The sequence below is a fragment of the Gordonia sp. SID5947 genome, from assembly GCF_009862785.1.
Classification (GTDB): domain Bacteria; phylum Actinomycetota; class Actinomycetes; order Mycobacteriales; family Mycobacteriaceae; genus Gordonia.
This window is the reverse complement of the sequence record NZ_WWHU01000001.1, coordinates 4,869,040-4,892,574: the sequence shown is the minus strand read 5'-3', so window position 1 is coordinate 4,892,574 and position 23,535 is coordinate 4,869,040. Positions and strand designations below refer to the sequence as shown.

21 protein-coding genes are annotated in these 23,535 nt (G+C 67.3%); 5 read left to right on the top strand and 16 right to left on the bottom strand.

Annotated features, from left to right (window positions below; translation table 11 throughout):
- Window positions 1-114: 114 nt before the first annotated feature.
- Both secA and raiA read right to left on the bottom strand, forming a co-directional pair.
- Window positions 115-2,955, bottom strand: a complete 2,841-nt coding sequence (gene secA / locus GTV32_RS22115) for a preprotein translocase subunit SecA (RefSeq protein ID WP_161062140.1) — start codon at window positions 2,953-2,955, stop codon at window positions 115-117.
- A 133-nt stretch (window positions 2,956-3,088) separates the two neighbouring features.
- Entirely contained in the window at window positions 3,089-3,904 is an 816-nt protein-coding gene (gene raiA / locus GTV32_RS22110) for a ribosome-associated translation inhibitor RaiA (protein WP_161062139.1), read from the bottom strand.
- A gap of 568 nt (window positions 3,905-4,472) precedes the next feature.
- Here raiA and GTV32_RS22105 point away from each other — a divergent pair.
- A complete protein-coding gene (locus tag GTV32_RS22105) occupies window positions 4,473-5,132 on the top strand; it encodes a ComF family protein (protein ID WP_161062703.1) in 660 nt (219 codons plus the stop codon).
- A 21-nt stretch (window positions 5,133-5,153) separates the two neighbouring features.
- On the opposite strand, the gene lpqB is transcribed toward GTV32_RS22105, so the two are convergent.
- Genes lpqB through mtrA form a run of 3 tightly spaced genes read right to left on the bottom strand, consistent with a single transcriptional unit; the run spans window position 5,154 to window position 9,335 of the window.
- Window positions 5,154-6,923, bottom strand: coding sequence for an MtrAB system accessory lipoprotein LpqB (gene lpqB, locus GTV32_RS22100; protein ID WP_161062138.1), 1,770 nt, complete (start codon window positions 6,921-6,923; stop codon window positions 5,154-5,156).
- Window positions 6,913-8,652, bottom strand: a complete 1,740-nt coding sequence (gene mtrB, locus GTV32_RS22095; RefSeq protein ID WP_343287415.1) for an MtrAB system histidine kinase MtrB — start codon at window positions 8,650-8,652, stop codon at window positions 6,913-6,915. The genes lpqB and mtrB overlap by 11 nt, the downstream gene beginning before the upstream one ends.
- Window positions 8,649-9,335: an MtrAB system response regulator MtrA gene (mtrA, locus tag GTV32_RS22090; RefSeq protein ID WP_267631395.1), complete on the bottom strand. Its 687-nt coding sequence runs from the start codon at window positions 9,333-9,335 to the stop codon at window positions 8,649-8,651. The genes mtrB and mtrA overlap by 4 nt, the downstream gene beginning before the upstream one ends.
- Window positions 9,336-9,431: 96 nt before the next feature.
- Here mtrA and GTV32_RS22085 point away from each other — a divergent pair, with 96 nt between their 5' ends.
- Together GTV32_RS22085 and GTV32_RS22080 are read left to right on the top strand one after the other, a co-directional pair.
- Entirely contained in the window at window positions 9,432-10,067 is a 636-nt protein-coding gene (locus GTV32_RS22085; RefSeq protein WP_161062137.1) for a dTMP kinase, read from the top strand.
- A 323-nt stretch (window positions 10,068-10,390) separates the two neighbouring features.
- Window positions 10,391-11,095, top strand: coding sequence for a hypothetical protein (locus tag GTV32_RS22080; RefSeq protein WP_161062136.1), 705 nt, complete (start codon window positions 10,391-10,393; stop codon window positions 11,093-11,095).
- 131 nt (window positions 11,096-11,226) lie between these two features.
- Here GTV32_RS22080 and ahcY read toward each other — a convergent pair whose 3' ends face one another.
- The 11 genes from ahcY to GTV32_RS22025 form a co-directional block, all read right to left on the bottom strand.
- The gene (gene ahcY / locus GTV32_RS22075) at window positions 11,227-12,693 is read right to left on the bottom strand and encodes an adenosylhomocysteinase (protein WP_161062135.1); all 1,467 of its coding nucleotides are present in this window, start codon (window positions 12,691-12,693) and stop codon (window positions 11,227-11,229) included.
- A gap of 132 nt (window positions 12,694-12,825) precedes the next feature.
- Window positions 12,826-14,334 carry an amino acid permease gene (locus GTV32_RS22070; protein ID WP_161062134.1) on the bottom strand — a complete coding sequence of 503 codons (1,509 nt, stop codon included), beginning with the start codon at window positions 14,332-14,334 and terminating at the stop codon, window positions 12,826-12,828.
- A 155-nt stretch (window positions 14,335-14,489) separates the two neighbouring features.
- On the bottom strand, window positions 14,490-15,413 hold the full coding sequence (locus GTV32_RS22065) for a cation diffusion facilitator family transporter (RefSeq protein ID WP_161062133.1): 924 nt from the start codon (window positions 15,411-15,413) through the stop codon (window positions 14,490-14,492).
- A gap of 147 nt (window positions 15,414-15,560) precedes the next feature.
- Window positions 15,561-15,863 carry a WXG100 family type VII secretion target gene (locus GTV32_RS22060; RefSeq protein ID WP_161062132.1) on the bottom strand — a complete coding sequence of 101 codons (303 nt, stop codon included), beginning with the start codon at window positions 15,861-15,863 and terminating at the stop codon, window positions 15,561-15,563.
- Between the two features lie 54 nt (window positions 15,864-15,917).
- Window positions 15,918-16,250 carry a WXG100 family type VII secretion target gene (locus GTV32_RS22055; RefSeq protein WP_161062131.1) on the bottom strand — a complete coding sequence of 111 codons (333 nt, stop codon included), beginning with the start codon at window positions 16,248-16,250 and terminating at the stop codon, window positions 15,918-15,920.
- 328 nt (window positions 16,251-16,578) lie between these two features.
- Entirely contained in the window at window positions 16,579-17,634 is a 1,056-nt protein-coding gene (locus GTV32_RS22050; RefSeq protein WP_161062130.1) for a PPE domain-containing protein, read from the bottom strand.
- A 1-nt stretch (window position 17,635) separates the two neighbouring features.
- Window positions 17,636-18,028, bottom strand: a complete 393-nt coding sequence (locus GTV32_RS22045; RefSeq protein ID WP_202421881.1) for a PE family protein — start codon at window positions 18,026-18,028, stop codon at window positions 17,636-17,638.
- Window positions 18,029-18,080: 52 nt separating this feature from the next.
- Window positions 18,081-19,361: a hypothetical protein gene (locus tag GTV32_RS22040; protein WP_237421607.1), complete on the bottom strand. Its 1,281-nt coding sequence runs from the start codon at window positions 19,359-19,361 to the stop codon at window positions 18,081-18,083.
- A gap of 77 nt (window positions 19,362-19,438) precedes the next feature.
- Window positions 19,439-19,747 carry a hypothetical protein gene (locus GTV32_RS22035; protein WP_161062128.1) on the bottom strand — a complete coding sequence of 103 codons (309 nt, stop codon included), beginning with the start codon at window positions 19,745-19,747 and terminating at the stop codon, window positions 19,439-19,441.
- Window positions 19,748-19,792: 45 nt separating this feature from the next.
- On the bottom strand, window positions 19,793-20,119 hold the full coding sequence (locus GTV32_RS22030) for a YbaB/EbfC family nucleoid-associated protein (RefSeq protein ID WP_161062127.1): 327 nt from the start codon (window positions 20,117-20,119) through the stop codon (window positions 19,793-19,795).
- A 10-nt stretch (window positions 20,120-20,129) separates the two neighbouring features.
- Window positions 20,130-20,540 (bottom strand): hypothetical protein, encoded by a 411-nt coding sequence (locus GTV32_RS22025; RefSeq protein ID WP_161062126.1) that lies wholly within the window; start codon window positions 20,538-20,540, stop codon window positions 20,130-20,132.
- Between the two features lie 179 nt (window positions 20,541-20,719).
- Between GTV32_RS22025 and GTV32_RS22020 the strand changes: the two genes are divergently transcribed.
- Window positions 20,720-21,940, top strand: a complete 1,221-nt coding sequence (locus tag GTV32_RS22020; RefSeq protein ID WP_161062125.1) for a CoA transferase — start codon at window positions 20,720-20,722, stop codon at window positions 21,938-21,940.
- A gap of 147 nt (window positions 21,941-22,087) precedes the next feature.
- Window positions 22,088-23,533, top strand: coding sequence for a MinD/ParA family protein (locus GTV32_RS22015; protein WP_161062124.1), 1,446 nt, complete (start codon window positions 22,088-22,090; stop codon window positions 23,531-23,533).
- The last annotated feature ends 2 nt before the right edge of the window (window positions 23,534-23,535 follow it).

The following is a 23,535-nucleotide window of genomic DNA, read 5'->3' as shown; positions in this document are numbered from 1 at the left end:
CGGCTCGTACGGCGGGGCCGGGCGGATCAGGACTCGAGGCGTCTCCATGAGTATCGGACGCACCTGACGGGCTGGTGGTTCCCCTCCATCACGGACGAATCCGCCGATTTCTCGTCAGCGACGCTTCTTCTTGGACTTCGGCGGTTTGGCGCGGTTGCTGCCCTTCGAGTTCTCCCGTGCGGCGGCCCGCCGTTCCCGACGGCTCGCCGACACCAATGCCGGATCCTCGTGTTCCTCTTCCTCGGAGTGACTCTCGGTTCCGCCGCCCTCGGAGGGGCCCGTGTACGTCATCGGGACCTCGGGTTGCTCGACTCCCACGGCACGCAGGGCGGCCGGCGCCTGCTGATCGCCATCGGTCGGCGCCGGAGCCGGCGCACCGCCGTTTCCGACACCGGCGAGTGCCGGCGCGGCGGCGGGCGCAGGCGCCGGTGCAGGTGCCGGCGTCGCCTGCTCGGTCTGGACCTGCACGTTGTAGAGGAACCCGAGCGCCTCCTCCTTGAGGCCCTCGAGCATTCCGCTGAACATGTCGAAACCTTCGCGCTGGTACTCCACCACCGGGTCGCGCTGAGCCATCGACCGGAGGTGGATGCCCTCACGGAGGTAGTCCATCTCGTAGAGATGGTCCTGCCATTTGCGGTCGAGGACGGTCAACAGGATCGTGCGCTCGAGTTGGCGCATGGCGCCTTCGCCCGCGATCTCATCGATCTCGGTCTCGCGGGCCTCGTACGCCTTGTGCGCGTCCGCGACGAGGATCTCCTTGAGCTCCTCGGCGTCCACGTCGTCACGCTCACCGAATTCGTTCTCGCCGACGACCTCTTTGGGGTCGAGGTCGATCGGGTAGAGCGTCCTCAAGGCCTTCCACAACTCATCGAGATCCCAGTCCTCGGCGTAGCCTTCGGCGGTCGCACCCTCCACGTAGGCGCCGACCACATCGTCGATCATGGTCTGCACCTCGGCGCGGTGGTCCTCGCCTTCGAGGATCGTGCGACGCTCGCCATAGATGACCTTGCGCTGCTCGTTCATCACCTCGTCGTACTTGAGGACGTTCTTGCGGACCTCGAAGTTCTGCTGCTCGACCTGGGTCTGCGCGCTCCGGATGGCCTTGGTGACCATCTTCGCCTCGATCGGCACGTCGTCGGGCAGGTTGACGCGGTTCATGATCGACTCCAGGGCCGCACCGTTGAACCGACGCATGAGCTCGTCGCCCAGCGACAGGTAGAACCGGGATTGGCCCGGATCGCCCTGGCGACCCGAACGTCCACGGAGCTGGTTGTCGATACGCCTCGATTCGTGACGTTCGGTGCCCAGCACGTACAGACCGCCGGCGGCCTTGACCGCTTCGGCCTCCTCGGCCGCAGCGGCACGCGCGACCTCGATGGCCTCCGGCCACGCTTCCTCGTACTGATCCGGCGTGTTGACGGGATCGAGCCCGGCCTTGCGCAGTCGCGCGTCGGCGATGATGTCGGGGTTACCGCCCAGCACGACGTCGGTACCGCGGCCGGCCATGTTGGTGGCCACCGTCACCGCGCCGGTGCGACCGGCCTCGGCGATGATCTGCGCCTCCTGCTCGTGGAACTTCGCGTTCAACACGTTGTGCGGGATGCCGCGCTTGGTGAGCTGGCGGGACAGATACTCCGACCGCTCGACGCTGGTGGTGCCGATCAGTACCGGCTGCCCCTTCTCGTGGCTCTCGGTGATGTCGTCGACGACGGCGTCGAACTTCGCCTCTTCCGTCTTGTAGATGAGGTCGACCTGGTCCTTGCGGACCATCGGCTTGTTCGTCGGGATCGGCAGCACACCGAGCTTGTAGATCTGGTCGAATTCCGCAGCCTCGGTCTCCGCGGTACCCGTCATGCCGGCCAGCTTGTCGTACATACGGAAGTAGTTCTGCAGCGTGATCGTGGCCAGTGTCTGGTTCTCTGCCTTGATCTCGACGTGCTCTTTCGCCTCGATCGCCTGGTGCAGACCTTCGTTGAAGCGGCGACCGTCCAGGACACGACCGGTGAACTCGTCGACGATGAGGACCTCGCCGTTGCGGACGATGTAGTCCTTGTCCTTGTGGAAGAGTTCCTTGACCTTGATCGAGTTGTTGAGGTAGCTCACCAATGGTGAATTGGCAGCCTCGTACAGGTTGTCGATGCCGAGTTGATCTTCGACGAACTCGACCCCCGCCTCGTGCACACCGATCGTCTTCTTCTTGATGTCGACCTCGTAGTGCACGTCCTTTTCGAGCAGCGGCGCGATGCGCGCGAACTCGGCGTACCACTTGCTCGACCCCTCGGCGGGCCCCGAGATGATCAGCGGCGTCCGCGCCTCGTCGATGAGGATCGAGTCGACCTCGTCGACGATCGCGTAGTTGTGACCGCGCTGGACCAGGTCGGGCAACGAATGCGCCATGTTGTCGCGCAGATAGTCGAAGCCGAACTCGTTGTTGGTGCCGTAGGTGATGTCGGCGGAGTACGCCTCGCGACGCTGGTCGGAGTTCATCCCCGTGAGGATCACGGCGGTGTCGAGCCCGAGGAAGCGGTGCACGCGGCCCATCCACTCGGAGTCACGTTTGGCCAGGTAGTCGTTCACGGTGACGACGTGCACACCGTCGCCGGAAAGTGCGTTGAGGTAGGCGGGCAACACACAGGTCAGGGTCTTGCCCTCACCGGTCTTCATCTCGGCGATGTTGCCGTAGTGGAGCGCCGCACCACCCATGATCTGCACATGGAAGTGCTTCTGCTCGAGGACACGCCAGGCCGCCTCGCGGGCCACCGCGAAGGCCTCGGGGAGCAGTTCGTCCAGCGAGGCGCCGTCGGCGATTCGCTCTTTGAACTCGTCGGTCTTGGCGCGCAGCTCGGCGTCCGTCAGCGCCTCGACCTCGTCGGACAGGCTCTCGACATGCGATGCGATAGCACCGAGTCGCTTGACCATCCGGCCTTCGCCGACGCGTAGCAGCTTGTTCAGCACCGTGGATCGAGTCCCTAACTCTTGTCGACTACACACGAAATCCGGCCCGCAACCTGCACAGGCCGGATTCCATGGTACTCAGCTTGTCTTAGTGCAACCTGATCGGTGCCCCGATCACCTGCAGCGCATCACCTCACGCCAGACGTATCAATCCGTAGTCGAAGGCATGGCGCCGATAGACCACCGACGGTTTGTCGGTCTCCTTGTCGTGGAAGAGGAAGAAGTCGTGCCCGACGAGCTCCATCTCGTAGAGGGCGTCGTCGACCGACATCGGGATCGCCTCGTGTTCTTTGACACGAACCACCTGGCCCGGGTCGTGGTACTCGACACCGTCATCCCAGGCGTCGGTCGCGGCGTCGGCACCACCGTCGGGCTCGACACTGAGCTGGTTGTCGCGCAAGGGCGGCGCGCCGACCTCGGTGGCCTCGGCGACCGAGAGCGGACGCCGGTTGCCATAGGAGACACGGCGACGATCCTTCACCCGCCGCAAGCGCGACTCGAGCTTGTCGAGTGCACCTTCGAGTGCGGCATAGAAGTTCTCACCACACGCCTGCGCACGGGCCTTGGGCCCCTTGCCGATTGCGGTGATCTCGACTTGTTGACACACCTTTGACTGCCTGCGGTTGCGTTCGTGGTTCAGCTCGACGTCGAAGCGGAAGATGGAGGGGTCGAACCGTTCTAGGCGGGCGAGTTTGTCGCCGACGTAGACGCGGTAGTGGTCGGGTATTTCGACGTTGCGGCCGCTGATCGCGACCTTGGCATTGGGTTCGGCAGGTTCGTCGGCGGCAACGGTGCCGGGTGGTCGGACGAAGGCGAAACTGGGATCGAATGCCTGTTCGTCCACCGATGAGGAATCGGGCGAGGCGTCGTGTGAGGTGTCGTTCTCGGGCGGCCGGGCGTCACCGATCTTCGATTCGCGGTGGCCTTTGCGATGGATGACTGTTGACATATACAACTTCCTCCTCTTGATGGTTCCCGACCGACCACGCGGAACCCTCATCGACGCGAACCGCATCCGACCACCCGTGGTAGTGGCGGCATGGTGCCGCAGGTGGGACCGTCGTGTCCGTCGACTGCCAGTTCTCGAGCGTGCCTGCGGGAGTGCCGCGGCGTCCCGGGGCGCAAGAACTGTCTTGGTCGACAACACACACGTCAGATCGGTTGTCGCGCTGAGACTTTGTTGTCGGACAGGAATCGTGGCCATGCCAGCCGACGGCTGACACTCAGGAGCAGGGGCCTCACCTCCTCGCGAAAAGCGGCGGCTACCTGTTGTGCCTTCGACCGTAGCCCGAAGTTCGCCCACTGGCCACGTTTCGACGCAACACGAGCGATGTCCGTCGAGGTCGAGGCGAAGTTCCCGGTCGCAACGTACGACATGTCACACTTCGGGCCGTTGTCCACAGACACGAAATCCTCCACAGGCCGAGCGGCCGTCCCGAGCGTCGATCGACGGGCACCGAAGGTCGTGGCACCCTCGAGCGGTGTCCGTCCGCCGCCGCAGCCGAGCCGCGGCGACGATGAGGGAGATCGTCCGATCGGGCTCCGATCTGGTCGTCCCGTTGGAATGTGGCGGCTGCTCGGCGCCCGGGGTCCGCTGGTGCGCCGACTGTGCCGCCACACTCTCCGACGACCCGTTCCTGCTGCGGCCACGCGTGGAGATCGGTGTCGACGCGTGGGCGCTTGGTCGATACCGCGGCACGTACCGCGCTGCGCTCATCGCGATGAAAGAACACGGTCGGCGTGACCTCACGGTGCCGGTGGGCACCGCGTTGGCACGCGGCGTGGCCACCCTGGCCCGGTGGGGAGAGTTACCGGACGCCGACGACCTCACCCTGATCCCCGCCCCGACACGACGTTCGTCGGCCCGTCGGCGCGGCGGCGACCCCGTCGCCGCGTTCTCACGTGTGGCGGCGACCCGACTCGGCGCCCGAGTGCGGGTCTCGGAGCTACTGGTCACCACGGCGAGAGCCCGCGATTCGGCTGGTCTGGATGCCCGCCACCGGGTTCGCAACCTGTCCGGCGCGGTGACCCTGCGGCGAGCCAGGGTGGCGCCGCGGGGCACCATCGTGCTGGTCGACGACGTCCTCACCACCGGAGCCACGGCGTCGGAATCGGTGCGGGTCCTCGCGCGTCACGGTTGTGCGTTGCATGCCGTCATCGTCGTCGCGGGTGCCTGAGCGTCATCGGCAGACCGACGATCAGGGCAGGACCGGGATGACGTCGGGAGCCATGGCCGGCTCCACCTCCGTCCAGTACTGGTCGGGCTGGCCGTTCGCGCTTCCGAACCGCAACACGCCGCGGGTGTCACCGGCATAGACGGTGGACTGATCGGCCACCACCGCCCGCACCGGAGGCGACAGATTCCCGCTGAGCAACCCGACCGCGGGCATGCCGTTGATCGAGAGCTGCACGACCGGCGATTCGACCGCGTCGCGGGCGACCATCAGCGTCGTCGGCGACGCCCAGTCCAGCGAGACCGCCCGATTTCCGATGTTGTAGGCCGCGATCCGCGGACTGGTCAGCGACACCGCGCCCTCCGCATTGGTCGAGACCACCGCGAAGACCACCTGGCCGCCGACCAGCAACGCCGCACGCACCCCGTCGGGCGACACCTGCAGTTCGGTGATCGGTCCGCGCGCCACGGTGGCGATCGAGGACGCGTCGACGGTCGTCAGCCGGTCACTGTCGCCCGACCGCTCACGCACCCACTGGACCGGACGACCGTCGATCACCGTCCACACCGAGTTCTCGCCGGGACCGAACGACGGGCGGGTGATCGAGTCACCCGACACCACCGTTCCCATGTCCCCGCCGTACGGACCGACCGCGAGATCCAGGCGCGGGCCCCCGCCGCGATGAGCGAGCGCCGTGGCCACCCGTTGACCGTTCGCCGAGATGGTCGCCGAACGAACCGTGTCCCCGCTGCCCAGCGGACCTCCCACCGGGACGGTCCCGTTGTCGGTGACCTTGAGCAGCGCTCCCGACCGGATGATGTTGAGCCCCACGTCGGTTGCCGGCACCGCGGCCGGATCGAAGGCCTGCACGTCGGCGGTCTGCCACCCCGACGCACGCTCCGGGATCAGCGGACCGCCGTCGGCGTTGATCACGTACGGACCACCGATGTCGGCTCCGTCCAGCGTCCAGATGATCTGGGCGGCAAGGACCGTGCGATCACGGACGGATGTCGATCCGATGCCGGTCAACTCGATCCGGACCCCGCCGCCGGACAGCGGCGACACCGGTCCCCGCAACGCGGAGCCGTTCGGGAACCCGCTGTCGACCGAACCGTCGAGGTCGGCGGCCTGACCCGCGATGAGATGGTTGATCAGTTCCGTCGGCTCGGATGCCTTGCCGCCGTACAGCCACCGCGGGTCGGCCACGAGCCGCTCGAGGCTGCGATCGGTGAAGTAGAGATTCACCGAACGGTATGCGGCATCGAACTGACTGCGATCGATCATGGTGCCGTTGGGAAGCGGACCGTCGATCCGCCACTGGTCGCCGGACCGCACGAGCGTGAGCGCCGTCTCCACCCGGCCGGTCGCGGGCAGCAACTGGCCGTTGGTCTTGAGCGTCCCGACGTTGTCGCCGATCAGTCGGAGCCGCACCGCGTCCTCGTTGCGCTGATCGACGAAGACATTGACCTCGTCGACGACGAGCATGTCGCCCCGGTCGTCCCACTGCTCGGAGGCCGCCGGGGTGAGGAAGTTGCGGGCCGCGCGATGACCGTCGTCCGGGTCGGCGGTCGCCTTGAGGAAGGCACGAACCAATGACTCGGGGTCCATGTCCGACTGCGGAACCGGGACCGCATTGGTCGGCCCCTCACGCTGGAATGCGGTGATCGGTTGCGGCGAGGAGCTGTTCGGGATCGATCCGCAGGCACTCAGGATGCACGTCGTCAGCAGTGCGACGATCAGTGGCCACCGTCGTCGTCGAGAAACGGTGGCCGCGGGCGTCAGATCACGAGACATCGCCACCACCTCCGTCGTTGCGGTCAACAGGCGGGGACGGGTCGTCGGACTCGGCGTCCGTTTCGGTCCTGGCCGCGGCGCTCTTCGGGGTGCTTCGGGTCGGGCCGGACGATCTGCCCAGGCCGCCGACGGGTTTGAGTGGCAGCGGACTGCCGAGCAGTTTGTGTCCACGCACCAACGGCAGGGTCAGTCGGAAGCTGGCGCCCTTGCCGGGCTCCCCCCACGCCTCCAGGCGGCCCTGGTGCAGACGGGCGTCCTCGATGCTGATCGCCAGCCCCAACCCGGTGCCGCCCGACCGCCGGAATCGCGAGGGGTCGGACCGCCAGAACCGGTTGAACACGAGCTTCTCTTCACCGGGACGCAGCCCGATCCCGTGGTCGCGTACGGTGACCGCCACCGCATCGCCGTCCGAGCGCATGGTCAGCGTGACCGGTTTCCGTTCGCCATGATCGATTGCGTTCGCGAGCAGGTTGCGCAAGATCCTCTCGACCCGTCGGGGGTCGATCTCGGCGATCACCGGTTCGGCGGGCAGATCGAGGACGAGCTCGGTGCCGGTTTCCTCGGCGAGATGACTGACGGTGGCCAGGGCCCCGTCGATGGGGATCGCCATGTCCATGCGTTCGGCGGCCAGCTCGGCCATACCGGCATCGTGGCGGGAGATCTCCAGGAGTTCGTTGAGCAGCGTCTCGAAGCGATCGAGTTCCTTGTCGAGAAGTTCGACCGATCGCTTGCGGACGGGGTCGAGTTCGTCACGACCCTCGTACAACACGTCCGAGGCCATCCGGACGGTCGTGAGCGGCGTCCGCAATTCGTGGCTGACATCGGAGGTGAACTGCCGCTGCAGGCCACCGAACTCCTCGAGGTGGGTGATCTGCTTGGACAGGCTCTCCGCCATGTCGTTGAAGGACATGGCCAGCCGTGCCATGTCGTCCTCGCCTCGCACCGGCATCCGTTCCTTGAGCCGCCCGTCGGCGAACCGCACGGCGATCCGCGACGCCGACCGTACCGGCTGGACGACCTGGCGCGAGACCAGCCAGGCGATGGCGGCCAGCAGACCGAGCAGGACCACGCCACCGGTCAGCAGCGTGCCGCGGACCAGGTCGACGGTGTTCTGTTCGCTGGTGAGGGGGAACACCAGATACAGCTCCAGGCCCGGTACGGACGCGTTGGTCGGGGTGCCGACGACCAACGCGGGTTCGGTACCGCCGGACGACGACGGGATCGAGGTGTACTGATAGGCGACCTGGCCGCCTTGCACCATGTCGCGCAGATTGTCCGGGATCTCCGAGGAAGGGCCGACCCCACTGTCACCACCGTCCTCGTCGGTACCGGGCACCAGTAGGACGGTGTCGAAGGTGCCGACGTTGCCCGAGCTGTCGGTGGCGTCGACATCCCGGTCGGTGAGCAGAGACCTCGTCTGCCGGAGCCGGTTCTGGACCGATGTGTTGCCGTCGCTGCCGCCCAGGTCGCGTTCGACCGAGACACGGGCGCGGTCCACCTCTTCGGTGGCCGCCGCCAGTTTGACGTCGAGCAGACGGTCGGTGATCTGGCTGATCAGCACGAACACGAGGATCAGGATCACGACAAAAGACAGCACCAACGTCGACACCACCACGCGGAGTTGCAGTGATCGGCGCCAGATTCTGCTGAAGGCTCGACCGGCACTGCTCGCGATGCGGGTGATGCGCCCGAAGGTGCTGTTGACGCGGCGGCGAGGTCTCCCGATCACGGCGGGCCGGCCTTGTAGCCGACCCCCCTCACCGTCAGGACCACTTCGGGATTCTCCGGGTCGGTCTCGACCTTCGCTCGCAGACGCTGGACATGCACGTTGACGAGTCTAGTGTCCGCCGGGTGGCGATACCCCCACACCTGTTCCAGCAGGACGTCGCGAGTGAAGACCTGCCGTGGCTTGCGTGCCAGCGCGACGAGCAGGTCGAACTCGAGCGGCGTCAACGAGATCGGCACACCGTCACGGGTGACCTTGTGGGCGGGCACATCGATCTCGACCGGTCCGATCGAGAGCAGCTCGGCGGGCTCTTCGTCGGTGCGGCGCAGCCGTGCACGAACCCGGGCCACGAGTTCCTTCGGCTTGAACGGCTTCACCATGTAGTCGTCCGCGCCGGACTCGAGACCGAGCACCACGTCGACGGTGTCGGACTTTGCCGTGAGCATCACGATCGGCACACCGGAGTCGGCGCGCAGTACCCGGCACACGTCGATGCCGTTCATGCCGGGGAGCATGAGGTCGAGGAGCACGAGGTCGGGCCTGATCTCGCGAACCGCGGTCAGCGCCTGGGTACCGTCACCGACCACGAACGGCTCGAAACCTTCACCCCGAAGCACGATGGTCAGCATCTCGGCGAGCGCGGCGTCGTCGTCGACGACGAGGATGCGAGGCTTCATGTTCACAATGGTGACACTTTCGTGACCCAACCGCGGAGATGACGCGCCGAACCCACCGCGACGGCCTGGCCGGAGACCGCGTCGGCGATGGATACCATCGCCCTCGTGGGTCAACTGATTGCGGTGGAGGGACTCGACGGCGCCGGCAAGAACACGCTGGTGACCGCGCTCGTCGACCGGTGGCGCGACGACGGATTGCGCGTGTGGACACTGACATTCCCCCGATACGGGGCCTCGGTCACCGCCGACCTGGCGGCGGAAGCGCTCCACGGACAGCACGGTGATCTACGCGACAGTGTCTATGCGATGGCCCTGATGTTCGCCCTGGATCGGGCGGGCGCCGCCGACGGGATCCGAAAGGCCGTCGGGGAACACGACATCGTGGTGCTCGACCGCTATGTGGCATCGAACGCCGCCTACAACGCGGCCCGCCTCGGTCAGGATGCCGACGGCGAGATGGTCGGCTGGGTGACCGACCTCGAGTTCGGCCGATTCGGGCTCCCGGTGCCCGATCGGCACGTTCTCCTCGGGGTGCCGCCCGACGTCGCGATGGACCGCGCGGCCCATCGGGCGGCCACCGATTCGGCTCGACCGCAAGACCTGTACGAACGCGACCGTGACCTGCAGGTGCGGGTCGACTCGGTGTACCGGCAGCTCGCGCGTTCGCAATGGATGTCACCCTGGGTGGCGACGACCGACGGTGACGTCGAGGAACTCTCGAGACGTCTCTCGGCCGAATGAGGATCCGTGCCGAGCACCGGGGTTTTCGCTAGCCTGAAATGATCCCGCCCGTATGGAGGACGCCGTATTAAGGACGCCGCATGACCCACCAGCCAGCGCCCGGCGGAGGGGCTTCCCAAGGCCCCGACCCCGCGGCCACCGGCCCACCGTGGCCTGACGGCCGAGTGGCGGAACAGGCCGGGCCGGCCGCCGGGGCTCCTCACGCCCCCAGGCACGGCAGGCCCCACCCCGATGCGGATGCCGATGCGACGCCACCTGGTTCGACACCATCCGGGTCGTTTCTCCCGCCGGGTATGCCGCATCCCGCCCCTCCGATGCACGCGGTGCCGGGGCCACCGACAGGTGCCGCCCCCTACCCGCCGCCGTATGGGGCAACGCCGTATGGGGCACCGCAGTACGGGCCAACGCAGTATGGGCCACCGCAGTATGGGCCACCGCCGTATCCTCAGTTCTCCCACGGCGGATTCCCGCCCGCCGCGTATGGGCCCGGCGGCTATCCGATGCCGTACCCACCCCGACGACGACACACCGGCGCGGTGATCGCGGCCGCGGTCGTGGGGATGCTCGTGATCGTCGCCATGGCTGCGTTGTTCGTCACCGCCGCAGTCCGTTCGGCCGACCCGGACACCGGGGACGTGGCCGTCAACACGCCACCCACCGCCGCCGACGGCCAGCCGAGAACGGGCTCCGGAGGGACGGCCGCGAATCAGGCCGAGGTCACCGCCATCCGGTCGGCCATGCAGAACTTCGTCGACGCGGTCAATTCACGCGACGTGGGGCGGATTCAGGCATCCGTGTGCAGTGTGGTGCGCCCGCAGGTGACCCACCCCCTCGACCTCACCGGCAACGTCGTCCTCGACGAACTGTCTGCGGTCACCGTGACCGGGGACTCCGCCGAATCGACCGTGAGTACTCATCTCGAACTCGGCAACCAGCGGTCCAGTCCGAAGCAGAACCCCGAGAGCTTCACCCGCGAGAACGGCACCTGGTTCGTGTGCCCGGGTGCCGAACCGGACATCGGGACCTGACCCCGTTCGGGTCCGGGTCGGCGACACGGCCTTTCGCCTCCTGACCGTCGTCGAGAAGCCATCGGACACAAGGCAGCACCCGGGTTCCGTGCGGAACCCGGATGCTGGCTCATGTGGTCTCGCGGCGCGAGTCAGTACCGGTAGTGCTCCGGCTTGTACGGACCCTCGACGTCGACGTTGATGTACTCGGCCTGTTCCTTCGTCAGCTTGGTGAGCGTGCCACCGAGAGCCTCGACGTGGATGCGTGCGACCTTCTCGTCGAGATGCTTGGGCAGCCGGTAGACCTCGTTGTCGTACTCGTCCTTCTTGGTCCACAGCTCGATCTGAGCGATCACCTGGTTGGAGAAGCTGTTGCTCATCACGAACGACGGGTGTCCGGTCGCGTTGCCCAGGTTGAGCAGTCGGCCCTCGGACAGCACGATGATCGACTTGCCGTTCTCGAAGATCCACTGATCGACCTGGGGCTTGACGGTGATGCGCTTGGCCCCCGAGCCTTCCAGCCCGGCCATGTCGATCTCGTTGTCGAAGTGACCGATGTTGCCCAGGATCGCCTGGTTCTTCATCTCCCGCATGTGTGCGAGCGTGATGATGCCCAGGTTGCCGGTCGACGTGATGACGATGTCGGCCTGGCCGATCGCATCCTCGACGGTGACGACGTCGAAGCCGTCCATCAGCGCCTGCAGCGCGTTGATCGGGTCGATCTCGGTCACCTGGACACGGGCACCCTGTCCCGCCAGCGACTCGGCGCAGCCCTTGCCCACGTCGCCGTAGCCACAGATGAGGACCTTCTTACCGCCGATGAGAACGTCGGTGCCGCGGTTGATCCCGTCGATCAGGGAGTGCCGGGTGCCGTACTTGTTGTCGAACTTCGACTTGGTGACCGAGTCGTTGACGTTGATCGCCGGGAAGGTGAGTTCGCCGGCCGCGGCGAACTGGTACAGCCGCAGGACACCGGTGGTGGTCTCCTCGGTGACGCCCTGAACCGACTCGGCGATGGTCGACCACTTGGACTTGTCGGCCTCGAAGCTCGCGCGCAGCAGTTCCAGGAAGACCTTGTACTCGGCCGAATGCTCATCGTCGGCGGGCGGAACGACGCCCGCCTTCTCGAACTCGGCGCCGCGCAGGACCAGCATGGTGGCGTCGCCACCGTCGTCGAGGATCATGTTCGCCGGCTCATCGGGCCAGGTGAGCATCTGCTCGGCGGCCCACCAGTACTCCTCGAGGGTCTCACCCTTCCACGCGAACACCGGGATGCCCTTGGGCTCATCCGGGGTGCCGTGCGGGCCGACCACGATCGCGGCGGCCGCATGATCCTGCGTGGAGAAGATGTTGCACGACGCCCACCGGACCTGTGCACCCAGCGCGACCAGGGTCTCGATGAGCACCGCGGTCTGAACCGTCATGTGCAGCGAGCCGGAGATGCGGGCACCCGAGAGCGGCGACACATCCGCATACTCCCGCCGCAGCGACATCAGGCCCGGCATCTCGTGTTCGGCCAACTCGATCTCCTTGCGGCCGAAGTCCGCGAGGGACAGGTCAGCCACCTTGAAGTCGATCCCGTTGCGGCTGTCGGCGTGCAATGCCTGCGCAGTCGTCATGTGATCCCCTTGTCGTTCGCTGTCATGGCACTGCTCGTGCAGTGCGGAAGGCGTTCGACTCAGGCTATCGGACCCCGCCCGGCGGACCACCACCCGATCGCCGTGACCGGTCGGACGTCGGTGGCCGCACGACTACCGCTCCGCGGACCCCACGGGATCGGTGATCTCCCCGCGCTCGCGTTTGCCGACCATCGAGTGCCGCTGACTGTAGAGGAAGTAGACGGCCACACCGATCACCATCCAGATGACGAACCGGATCCAGGTGAGTGCCGAGAGGTTGAGCATCAGCCACAGACACGCCAGGATCGCCAGGACCGGGATCACCGGGCCTCCCGGGACGGTGAAGCCTCGATCGAGATCTGGCCGGGTACGTCGCAGCACCATCACGCCTCCCGCCACCACGATGAAGGCGAACAGCGTGCCGACGTTCACCATCTCCTCGAGCTTGTCGATCGGGAAGAATCCGGCGACCACGGCGACCACCACGCCGATGAGGATCGTCAGGCGGGCGGGCGTGCCGAACCGCGGATGCGTCTTCGACATGGCGCGCGGCAGCAGCCCGTCACGGCACATCGCGAAGAGGACCCGCGACTGGCCGAGCATCAGCACCATCACGACCGTTGTCAGACCGGCCAGCGCACCGATGGCGATGACCTTCTCCGCCCAGGTGACCCCATTGAGAGCGAATGCGTCCGCAAGGTTCGTCGCGTCACCGTCTTCGCTGGTGGCGAGTTGCTTGTAGCTGACCATGCCGGTCACCACGATCGTGACGAGGACATAGAGCACGGTGACGATGGCCAGGGACCCCAGAATGCCGCGCGGGACATCCTTGCGCGGATTGCGGGTTTCCTCGGCGGTGGTCGCGACGACGTCGAAGCCGATGAACGCGAAGAACACGATCGACGCTGCCGCCAGGACGCCGTACCAGCCGTAGGAACTGTCACCGCCGCCGGTGAGAAGCGAGAACAACGTGGAGTCCACGGACTTCTCGCTGCCGGCGCCATGCTCGGCAGGCGGCACGAACGGTGTGTAGTTGTCAGCCTTGACGTAGAAGAAGCCGACGATGATCACCATCAGCACGACGGCGACCTTGATCGCGGTGATGATCGCCGAGACCTGTGACGAGAGCCTGGTCCCGAGGACCAACAAGGTGGTCACCACGGCGATGATGACGATCGCACCCCAGTCGACGTCGTGTCCCCCGATCTCGACGGTGCCACCCGCGAATCCGAAGACGCTGCCGAGATAGCTCGACCAGCCCTTCGCCACCACCGCGGCACCGACCGCGAACTCGAGGATCAGGTCCCACCCCAGAATCCACGCGAGGAACTCACCGAACGTCGCGTATCCGAACGTGTAGGCAGAACCGGCCACCGGCACCGTCGAGGCGAACTCGGCGTAGCAGAGCGCAGCGAGCGCACAGGCGATCGCCGCCATCACGAACGAGATCGAGATCGCCGGGCCTGCCTTGTCGCCCGCGATCGACGCGGTGATGGTGAAGATGCCCGCGCCGATCACCACCGACACCCCGAAGACGATCAGGTTCCAGGCGGAGAGGTCTTTGCGGAGTCTGTGCTCGGGTTCATCCGTGTCAGCCATCGACTGCTCGATGGATTTCCGGCGGGTGAGCGGATTCGCCATCCGATGGACCTCCCGTTACCCGAGCCGGGTCTGGATCGCTGTCCGGCTCGATCGTCGCGAACGTCTGGTGAAGCGATTGCCTACGCTAGCCCACAGCCATTGCACGCGCGGCACGAATGCCGGTTCGCGTGTCTGGCCTGCGGCAGCGGCCGATGTCAGCCGCCCGAACCGCGGTCGATGTCCGGTTCGAGGTAGATGACCCGCGCCTGCGGCACCGCCGAGCGCACCCGGACCTCTGCCGCGTCGATCGTGTGCGCAACCGTGATGGCGTCCACCCCCGCCGGGATCGCGATCTTCGCGGCGACAAGCAGTTCCTCGGGCCCGAGATACTGGGTCTTCATGTGGATGACGCGGTCGACGCCATCGGCGGCCAACGCGTTGCGCAGCGCGCGATCCTCCTCCTCGGTCGCCCCTTCGCCGATCAACAGGCTCTTCATCTCGACGATCAGGATGATCGCGATGATGCCCAGGAGGACGCCGATGCCCAAGGTGCCGACACCATCCCAGACCGCGTCGCCGGTCAGCATCGTGAGCCCGACGCCCGCGAGCGCGAGCACGATACCGACGAGTGCGCCGGAGTCCTCGAGCAACACCACCGGCAGTTCCGGCGAACGCGAATTCCGGATGAAACGCCACCAACTGGCCTTGCCCTTCAACGGCTTCGACTCACGGTAGGCGGTGGTGAAGCTGTAACCCTCGAGACAGATCGCCACCACCAGGATGATGACCGCCACGAGCGGTGACTCGAGCTCGTGGTCGTGTGCGTGCTGGATCTTGTGGATGCCCTCGTAGATCGCGAACAGGGAGCCGAGACTGAACAGCACCAGGGCGACCACGAAGGAGTAGAAGTACCGGCTGCGCCCATACCCGAAGGGGTGCAGCTGGTCCGCCTTTTTCGCCGCTCGTTGTTGCCCCAGGAGGAGCAAGCCCTGGTTCGACGTGTCCGCAACAGAGTGCACCGCTTCGGCGAGCAGCGACGACGACCCGGTGATCAGGAATCCGACGAACTTCGCCAATGCGATCCCCGCGTTGGCCAGCAGCGCGGCGATGATCGCCCGCTTGGAGCCCTCGACTGACACGTTTCTCCTCCTTGGTCCGCACGATCGACTGCGCGACCCCCCAGTCCGACCGACGGTCGGACTCTACCGATCTGGCGAGCTCGGCGAGCAACGAACGAGGGGCCACCGCGCACGTGGCCCCCCGTCCGAGACCCAGCGGTCGAGCGGTCAGAAGGTGCTCTTGAAGGTGTTGCCGATGGACCGGTCGGTTTCTCTCATGCGTTCCGAGGCGTTCTGCACACCTCGGCCCAGCCCGTCGAGTTGCTCGCGCGCCTGGCCGAACAAGGCATCCCATCGGGCCTGGGCATCGTGGTAGTTGGCAGCCGCATCGGGCGATGTCCAGTTGCCCTGCAACTGATGGACCTGTCGCTTGAGCTGACCGGCGAGCTGCTCGAGGGCATTGAACTGCCGGCGGATGTTGCCCGACAGATCACCGAGATTGCCGTGGTCGTAACTGATCGTGCCTGTCATGGTCTCTCCTTGAAAATGGTTCGGGATGGATGATTTCGACGTGCTGTGCCCGGGTCAGATCCGGAGGCCACCGCCGATGCTCGCGGTGATTGCCTGTCCGGCACTGTGATCGAGGTCCTCGTACCCGGTGAATCCACTGGACAGGTTGGTCTCGATCTCTTGGAGGATGGCCTGCAGCTTGGTCGCCGAACCCTGCCAGTCGCTGCTGGTGGTGCCGAACGCGACCTGTGCCGTGCCCTTCCATCCGACCTGACCGTTCTCGGTGTGGCCCTGGATCGATCGCAGTATCCCCTGCATGTCGTTCACGATCTGGCCGATCGCCGCGGCCGAGGCCTGTGCATCGCCCAGGTCTACCTGGACCACGCTGTGGCCGCTTGTCTCGAACATGGTGTGTCTCCTTCTCTGTGACGGCACCGGAAGTCGGTGCGGTTGATATCCGAGTCGCCTGTTCCAGCCGGTCCCGGCCGGTCTTCGGACGGTCGGGTGTCACCACGCTGTGCCCGGGGAGCCGACATCGCATCAGGCGGGCGGCCGGTCTGAGTCCCGGCCCATGAGACCGCGACTCTCTCCGATCGGGTGCGGCGGTTCGCGAGCGTCGATGAATCGCGATCGCATCGGACGACGCCGAATCCGGCGATACGGGTGGCGGTCCCGCCCTCGTCGACGCGGCCGGGTCTACCGCTCGTCCGGTCCGCGACGACACCGGACTCGGACATCACGGTTCCCTCCCGAGATCGCGCGCGAGAGTCCCGGTCAGATACATCGGGTCGAGCGGCCGCCCAGCGGCGTTCGGGACATGGTGTGCGACAGCGTGTTCAGCGACGGCGAGCTCGGCCCACGTGGGCATCGGCCGCTCGACGGTCGCCGACCGGTCGTAGGCGACACCGGCCTGTTCCGGCGACACCGAGCTGCGCGTGGCTTGACGTTCCGGGGCCATGCCTGCGTGCGCGGCGATCGGCCCGAGCGGCGCGTTCGGTGATGGCGACACAGCCGCCATGTCGGTCTCCGACACGGGCACGCCGCCTTCGACCCCACCGGCAAGGACCGTCGGCGCGTAGCGCGTCTTGTCGGCCGCCGGTGTGGTGCCGCACTCCACCAGCGTGAAACCCATGGGTGCGCAGACCGGCCGCACGGACGACGGCGAGAGCGCGGGTGACTGCATGTGCGCAGATGACGTCCGGACCGCCGACTGTTGTGCCGAGCGTCGCGCTCCGAGCGGGTCCGCGAAGACGAGATCTGGTGCGGGCCCGAGGGCTTCCCACGGACGTGCGGCAGATTCGGTCGCGGCCTCATAGGTCTCCATCACACGCGCGGCCCGCAACTTCTGGTCGTGCAGGACCTGTTCGGCCCGCGCAGCAGCACCGACCAGGCCAGGTGCGACGACACCGACGACCGTCGCAACCTGCATCGCTTTCTCGGCCACATCGACCTCGACGAGGTCGGGCATGGAAAGCCGAGCCACCGTCACCGCGGCCGCCTGCCCCTCCGCACGGCGGGCATTGCGACCAGCAGCGGCCGCCGCCTCTGCGAACCACGACGTGAGGCGCGTCAGGGTTTCGAGCGCGGCGTCGGTGCGCGGCGACCGCCAGTTCACTCCGAGCGCGGTCAGGATCGAGGTGTACTCGGTGGCTGCGTTCGACAGGTCGGAAGACACCGCGTGCCAGGCGAATCCGGCATCGGTCAACGGGCCCGGGCCCGGGCCGGCGCGCAGGTCGAGGGCCAGCTTCTCGGTGCTACGCGCGCCCCAGATGACGCCGGTGAATCCGGTCAACTCACTCTCCTCTCGACGACGGCGATGTGGGGTGGGGTGGACTGTCGGATTCGACGCGTCGGTGGTGACGCGCGTCGGTGGTCCGAAATGCGGAAGCCGCGGCGTCGTCGGCTTCTCGGTACTTCGTCGCCTGCATGCGGAGCATCGCAGCGATCTTGCGGAGCTCCTCGACGCCGCGGGCCGCGTCCTCGGTGAATCTGCGGGCCACTGTGGTGAAACTGCACGCCGAGATCTCGGAGACCTCGTCCCGTCCGGCGGCGCGGACGATCAGTGCGGGAGTCGCCGCTCCCAGCGAACGTTGGAGCCGATCGGCAAGGCCGTCCAGACGTCCGGCAGCCGAGATGAGTTCTGCCGGTTCGACATCCAGCTTCTCTGTAGCGATCTCACCGGTCATGACTCCTCATTCTGTCGGTCATCCGGACGGTGGTCGTGCCGGCGGCGGGGACTCAACTCTCGACGACCGGTCGGTCCGTCTGCGGGCCGAGCCGGAGCTCGATGTCGGGTGATGGCATGCACTCCGGCTCCTTCTCGTCACCGAGGACCGCGGGCGACACGTCGGGGATCACACCGACCATCCGCTCACCGTTGACCCCGGTCACCAGGTAGTCGGGCGACTGACGATGTTCATTGGACGCGCCGGCGGCACGGGGGGTTCCGGTGGCGCCCAGAGGCGCCGGCGACGCGGAAACCGGCCCGGTCGATGCCACGGTCGCGCGGGTCGTCGGCTGCGTGTGGTGACCGGTGGGTTCGGTCATGCCGGATGCCGGGCCGGTGAACGGGCGCGGTGCGAGTGGGGCCGCCGCGGCACCGACGGTGCCGATACCGCCATCGCCTACATGGCCTGTGCCACCGACACCGCCCGCAGCGCCGAAACCGCAGGGATCGTCGGCGGTACTCACGGTCGACTCCTGCGCAGCGGGTGTGCGTGTGCACCCACCGGCAGTCGACCCCGCGCTGCTCGTCGGGGACGCCGCCGGCCGGACCGTCGCCGTCGACGACACCGCGGGCGACGCCATGTCGAGAACGGCGCCGGCCATCGCGAGAGCCGATTGCACGACAGCGCCGGGAGCAGGCGCGCCGGTGATCGGGACCGGTACCCCGTTCCTGGTCATCGACGCGGTGGGCCCCATCAGTTGTGCACGGGTCACCGCGACCTGTGCAGTCGCCTCGGCAAGTCCTTCGGTGGCGAATCCGACGGCGGCACCTTGTCCCAACGGGGTCGTGATGATCGGAATCGTCGCGGCGATCTTGCCGATCGTCGCCGCGATGATCCCCTGCACCGCAGCCAGACCGGAGCCGACGATCCCGGCCGCCACCTGGATGTCGAACGACATCCCGGAACCCTGCGCCGTCACCCGGGCGGTGTCGCCGGTGGCCATCGCCGACTTGCCGACGGCCGCCGCAGACGCGGTCCCGGTCCAGAGCTCGTCGAGCGCCCCGACAGCCCCGGAACTCATCGACATCGTCGTCTCGAGCACCTTCGACAAACTCCGTAAGAGCGCCGAGGGGTCGAGGTCTCCCGCGGTGAGATCGCCGGTGCCGAATCCGCCCAGTAGGTCGATCAGCGGTTTGACCAGGATGTCGAGGTCGATCTGCGGCAGTGGCGGTAGGCCTGGGAGGGGCGCCGACGGCGGCGGCAGCGTGGGCAGCGCGGGCAGCCCATGACCCGCCAGCACCTCGCCGACCGTCTTGTCCAGGACCGGTCCCAGGGGTGATGCGTCGATCATCTCCTGCACTGTCATCTCCGACGGGGCAGGTACGTCGGAGATCCCGGCGGAGAGCGGACCAGGACGCGGCGAGCCCGTCACAGGACCGATCGGATCGCGCAACCGCGCGCCGCGTCTTCTGACCGAAACTCGGACAGGCCGGCGACGGTGGCGGCCGCACTGCCGGCATGGACCGCCGCGAGGTTGCCGACCGACACCAGGTGGTTTGCCTGCGCCACGATGAAGGAGGCGAGGAACTCCTGGCCGATCAGCCCGAACACCGGAACCATCACCGCGGTGTTCGCTGCCGCGTCGATCGCCCCTGCGGCACCGACTGCGGTCGCCATGGCGGCGCTGGTCGCACCGAATGCCTCGACCACCTCGGGAACCACCGTCACGTCACTCAAAGCTGTTTCCTCTCTTCTCCGACGACCACGGACGTTCCGTTGTCCTCATCCACTGCACGGACGGGAGCCGAGCAGTTCAGCAAAGGATTCGTTGAACTCCTGCGTGATCAGCGCGCGCCGGGCAAAGGCGCGCTGGGCCGCCAGTGCCGCGGTCCCGACGATCTCTTCGCCCAGGCGCGGGCCGCCCAGATCGTTGGCTCCGGGAGCCAGCGACAAACCGGTCAGAGCCCCGAATCCGTTCACCTCGACGGTCACGAGATCGTCCGACGACGTCTCCCGGACGCTGATCGCCACGAGCTTCTCGCTCAGCTCGTACATGCTGTTCAGTTGCGCATTCGCCCTGGACTCGAGTTCATCCATCGCCCAACCCATGTCGCTCTCCTCAGACCGGTCGCAACCAGGAGACCCCGACGTCGTCGCCGCGGTCGTCGAGTTGCTCGGCGCGTGCGAGATCGTCGGGCCGAGGCAGTTTCATCGCGTCCACGACGTCGCGGGCGACCCCGGAGGCGACGAGGTGTTCGCGCAGGCGGATACCCGCGGCCGTCGCCGATTGCTGACAGAGTCGGAGGATCTCGCCGGCCAGTGTCGCCGACTCCTTCGACAGAGCGGACTGGTCGAGTCGAACCGACATCGGCAGCCCCTGGGGCGTGGTCACCACCGAGATCGCGCCGGACCGCGACCTCGCCGACGACAACGCCTGTGCCACATCACTTTCGATGTCGCCCGACCGTGCCGTGCCGATGTCGGGGTCCGGCCCCGGTCGGTCTCGAACGATGTGATCCTGAGATGTCATGGCGGTGTCCCCCTTCACGACCCTTGGACGCGTCGCGGTGGTGACCGGTTCCCGATCCGGCGAACCCGGCCGCAGATCCGAACCGACTCGGTTCGCCATGCCTCGCCGTGTCGTTGCACGGGGCCCGACAACGATCACCCGCACGTCCGACACCGATCGCGATCGGCGATGCTGTCAGGGTGACGTACACCGACGTTCCTCCCCACGGCGCACTCGACGGTCTCCGCGTACTCGAACTGGGCACGCTCATCGCCGGCCCCTTCGCCGGGCGGCTGCTCGGCGACATGGGCGCCGAGGTGATCAAGATCGAGGCCCCCGGCTCCCCCGACCCGATCCGGACCTGGGGCCAGGCCGAGAAGGACGGCGAGCGGGTCTACTGGACTGTTCACGCGCGCAACAAGAAAGCCATCACCCTCGATCTGCGTGCGCCCGCGGGTCGCGACATCTTCCTGGATCTCGTCGACCGCGCCGACATCGTGGTGGAGAATTTTCGGCCCGGCACCCTCGAGCGGTGGGATCTCGGCTACGAGGTGTTGTCCGAACGCAATCCCGGGATAATCCTGGTCCGGGTGTCCGGGTACGGCCAGACCGGGCCCGCGGCGAGCCGGGCGGGGTACGCGTCGGTCGCTGAGGCCGAGAGCGGTCTGCGCTACCTGAACGGCTATCCGGGCGAGGCCCCGCCCCGGCTGGCCCTGTCGATCGGCGACACGTTGGCCGGCATGTTCGCCGCGCAGGGAGCCCTGGCCGCCGTGTACCGCCGCACGGTCACGGGCCGGGGGCAGGTGGTGGACACCGCTCTCACCGAGGCATGCCTTGCCGTGCAGGAGTCGACGATCGCCGACTACGACCTCGCCGGAGTGGTGCGCGGTCCGTCCGGAACACGGCTCGACGGCATCGCGCCGTCGAACCTCTATCAGGCAGCCGACGGGCTACGCGTGGTGATCGCGGCGAACCAGGACACCGTCTTCCGACGACTCTGCACGGCCATGGGCCAACCAGGACTCGCCTCCGACCCGCGATTCGTCGATCATCAGGCGCGAGGAGTGAACCAAGACGAACTCGACGCGATCATCGCCGAGTGGGCAGGCGGTCACACCAGCGCCGATCTGATCGACATCCTCGGCGCAGCGGGCGTGGTCGTCGGCCCGGTCAACACCGTCGCCGAGGTGGTTCGTGACCCGCAGATGCTCGCCCGCGACATGCTCGTCCCGCACCACGACGAACGGCTGGGCCGCGACGTCCTCGGACCCGGCATCGTGCCGCGCCTATCCGAGAGCCCCGGTCAGGTGCGCTCAGCCGGTCCACCCCGGCCCGGCGCAGACAACGACGAGATCTATCGGGACTTCCTGGGTCTGGGCGACGAGGTGGTGGACGCGCTCGCCGAACAGGGCGTCATCTGAAGGGTCGCAACGGCCCCTTGGCCGCCAACACGGCTGGTCAGCGCCACCGGACGGGGCTACGCCGTTCGATGACGGTCTCGATCTTCGGTAGACTCTCGCAACGATGGCGTGCACACCATCAGACGATCTACAGGGGGACCATTCCGCATGACGTACGACGACTCCGGGAGTTTGGACAATTCCGGCGTGCCGGCGCCCCCGCCGTGGCTCCAGTTCGCCGAACCAGAGCCGCCAGCGGCGCCGCAGCCCACTCCCCGTGAGCAGCCGGCGTATCCACCGACGCAGGAACAGGCGCGTCGGGAGATGCCGCCCGGCCCGGACGGGCCCGGTGGGCAGGGCCCGCAGGCCGCGGACCCCGAACCGACCGACGGTGAGACGCGGCCGTTCGACGGGGCGCCGTTCGAGGGAGCGCCGTTCGAGGGAGCCGGGCCGCAACGACCACCCGCCGACATGCCGGGGCCCGGCATGCCTCCCCAGGGCATGCCGCCACAGCAGGCCGGTCCATTCCCGCATCAGCCGCCCCGGCAACCGCACTTTCCACCGCAGATGCCTCCGGGTGGACCCGGGTATCCGCCCGCGCCCCAGTTCGGCCCGGGCGCGCCGTACGGCGGCCCGCCGATGGGTCCGGCCGGCTACCGCGACCCGCAGTCCGGTCCCGGACTCGACGAGGTCGCGCTCATCCGCAAGGCGCGCCGCGCACCCAGCCGCGGTTGGCGTCGTGCGGTACACACGATGTCGGCCGGCGCCATCAACCCCGGCGAATCCGCCTCGGACATCGAGTACAAACACCTGCTCGAGCGCGTCAATCGGCCCGTCCGAGGCGACTACCGGATCGCCGTGCTGTCACTCAAGGGCGGCGTCGGGAAGACCACCACCACGGTGGGTCTGGGTTCGACGTTCGCGTCGTTGCGCGGTGATCGCGTCATCGCCGTCGACGCCAACCCCGACCTCGGCACCCTTGCCCAGCGAATCCCCCAGCAGACCCGTTCCACCGTTCGCGATCTGCTGGCCGACGCCAACGTCTACCGCTACTCCGACGTGCGCGCGCACACGTCCCAGTCGCCGAGCCGGTTGGAAGTCCTTGCCTCCGAACGTGACCCGGCGATGGCCGAGGCGTTCAGCGATGAGGAGTACCGCGGTGTGATGCGGATTCTCCAGCGGTTCTACAACATCATCATCACCGATTGCGGCACCGGTCTGAGCCATTCCGCGATGAACGGCGTGCTGGACATGGCCAACTCGATCATCCTGGTCAGTTCGCCTGCCATGGACGGCGCGCGCAGCGCAGGCGCCACCCTCGACTGGCTCGAGGCACACGGCTACGGCCACCTTGTCTCACGCGCCGTGGTGGTGTTGAGTTCGTCTCGTCCGGGCGCGTCGACGATCGACACCGACCAACTGGGCCAGCACTTCCTCACCCGGTGCCGCGCGGTGCACCAGGTCCCGTTCGACGATCATCTGTCCGAAGGGGCCGACGTCGACCTCGACCTGGTGAGCAAGCAGACGCGACGCGCCTTCACAGAACTGGCGGCCACCATCGCCGACGATTTCGCCACGGTGGCGCCGGAGCGTGACGAGCCGTTCTACCCGTGACG

Coding starts and splice junctions, on each gene's coding strand:
- raiA (WP_161062139.1), bottom strand. CDS start 3,904: ATGTCAACAGTCATCCATCGCAAAGGCCACCGCGAATCGAAGATCGGT.
- GTV32_RS22105 (WP_161062703.1), top strand. CDS start 4,473: ATGAGGGAGATCGTCCGATCGGGCTCCGATCTGGTCGTCCCGTTGGAA.
- lpqB (WP_161062138.1), bottom strand. CDS start 6,923: ATGTCTCGTGATCTGACGCCCGCGGCCACCGTTTCTCGACGACGACGG.
- ahcY (WP_161062135.1), bottom strand. CDS start 12,693: ATGACGACTGCGCAGGCATTGCACGCCGACAGCCGCAACGGGATCGAC.
- GTV32_RS22070 (WP_161062134.1), bottom strand. CDS start 14,334: ATGGCGAATCCGCTCACCCGCCGGAAATCCATCGAGCAGTCGATGGCT.
- GTV32_RS22060 (WP_161062132.1), bottom strand. CDS start 15,863: ATGACAGGCACGATCAGTTACGACCACGGCAATCTCGGTGATCTGTCG.
- GTV32_RS22055 (WP_161062131.1), bottom strand. CDS start 16,250: ATGTTCGAGACAAGCGGCCACAGCGTGGTCCAGGTAGACCTGGGCGAT.
- GTV32_RS22045 (WP_202421881.1), bottom strand. CDS start 18,028: ATGACCGGTGAGATCGCTACAGAGAAGCTGGATGTCGAACCGGCAGAA.
- GTV32_RS22040 (WP_237421607.1), bottom strand. CDS start 19,361: ATGATCGACGCATCACCCCTGGGACCGGTCCTGGACAAGACGGTCGGC.
- GTV32_RS22030 (WP_161062127.1), bottom strand. CDS start 20,119: ATGGGTTGGGCGATGGATGAACTCGAGTCCAGGGCGAATGCGCAACTG.
- GTV32_RS22025 (WP_161062126.1), bottom strand. CDS start 20,540: ATGACATCTCAGGATCACATCGTTCGAGACCGACCGGGGCCGGACCCC.
- GTV32_RS22015 (WP_161062124.1), top strand. CDS start 22,088: ATGACGTACGACGACTCCGGGAGTTTGGACAATTCCGGCGTGCCGGCG.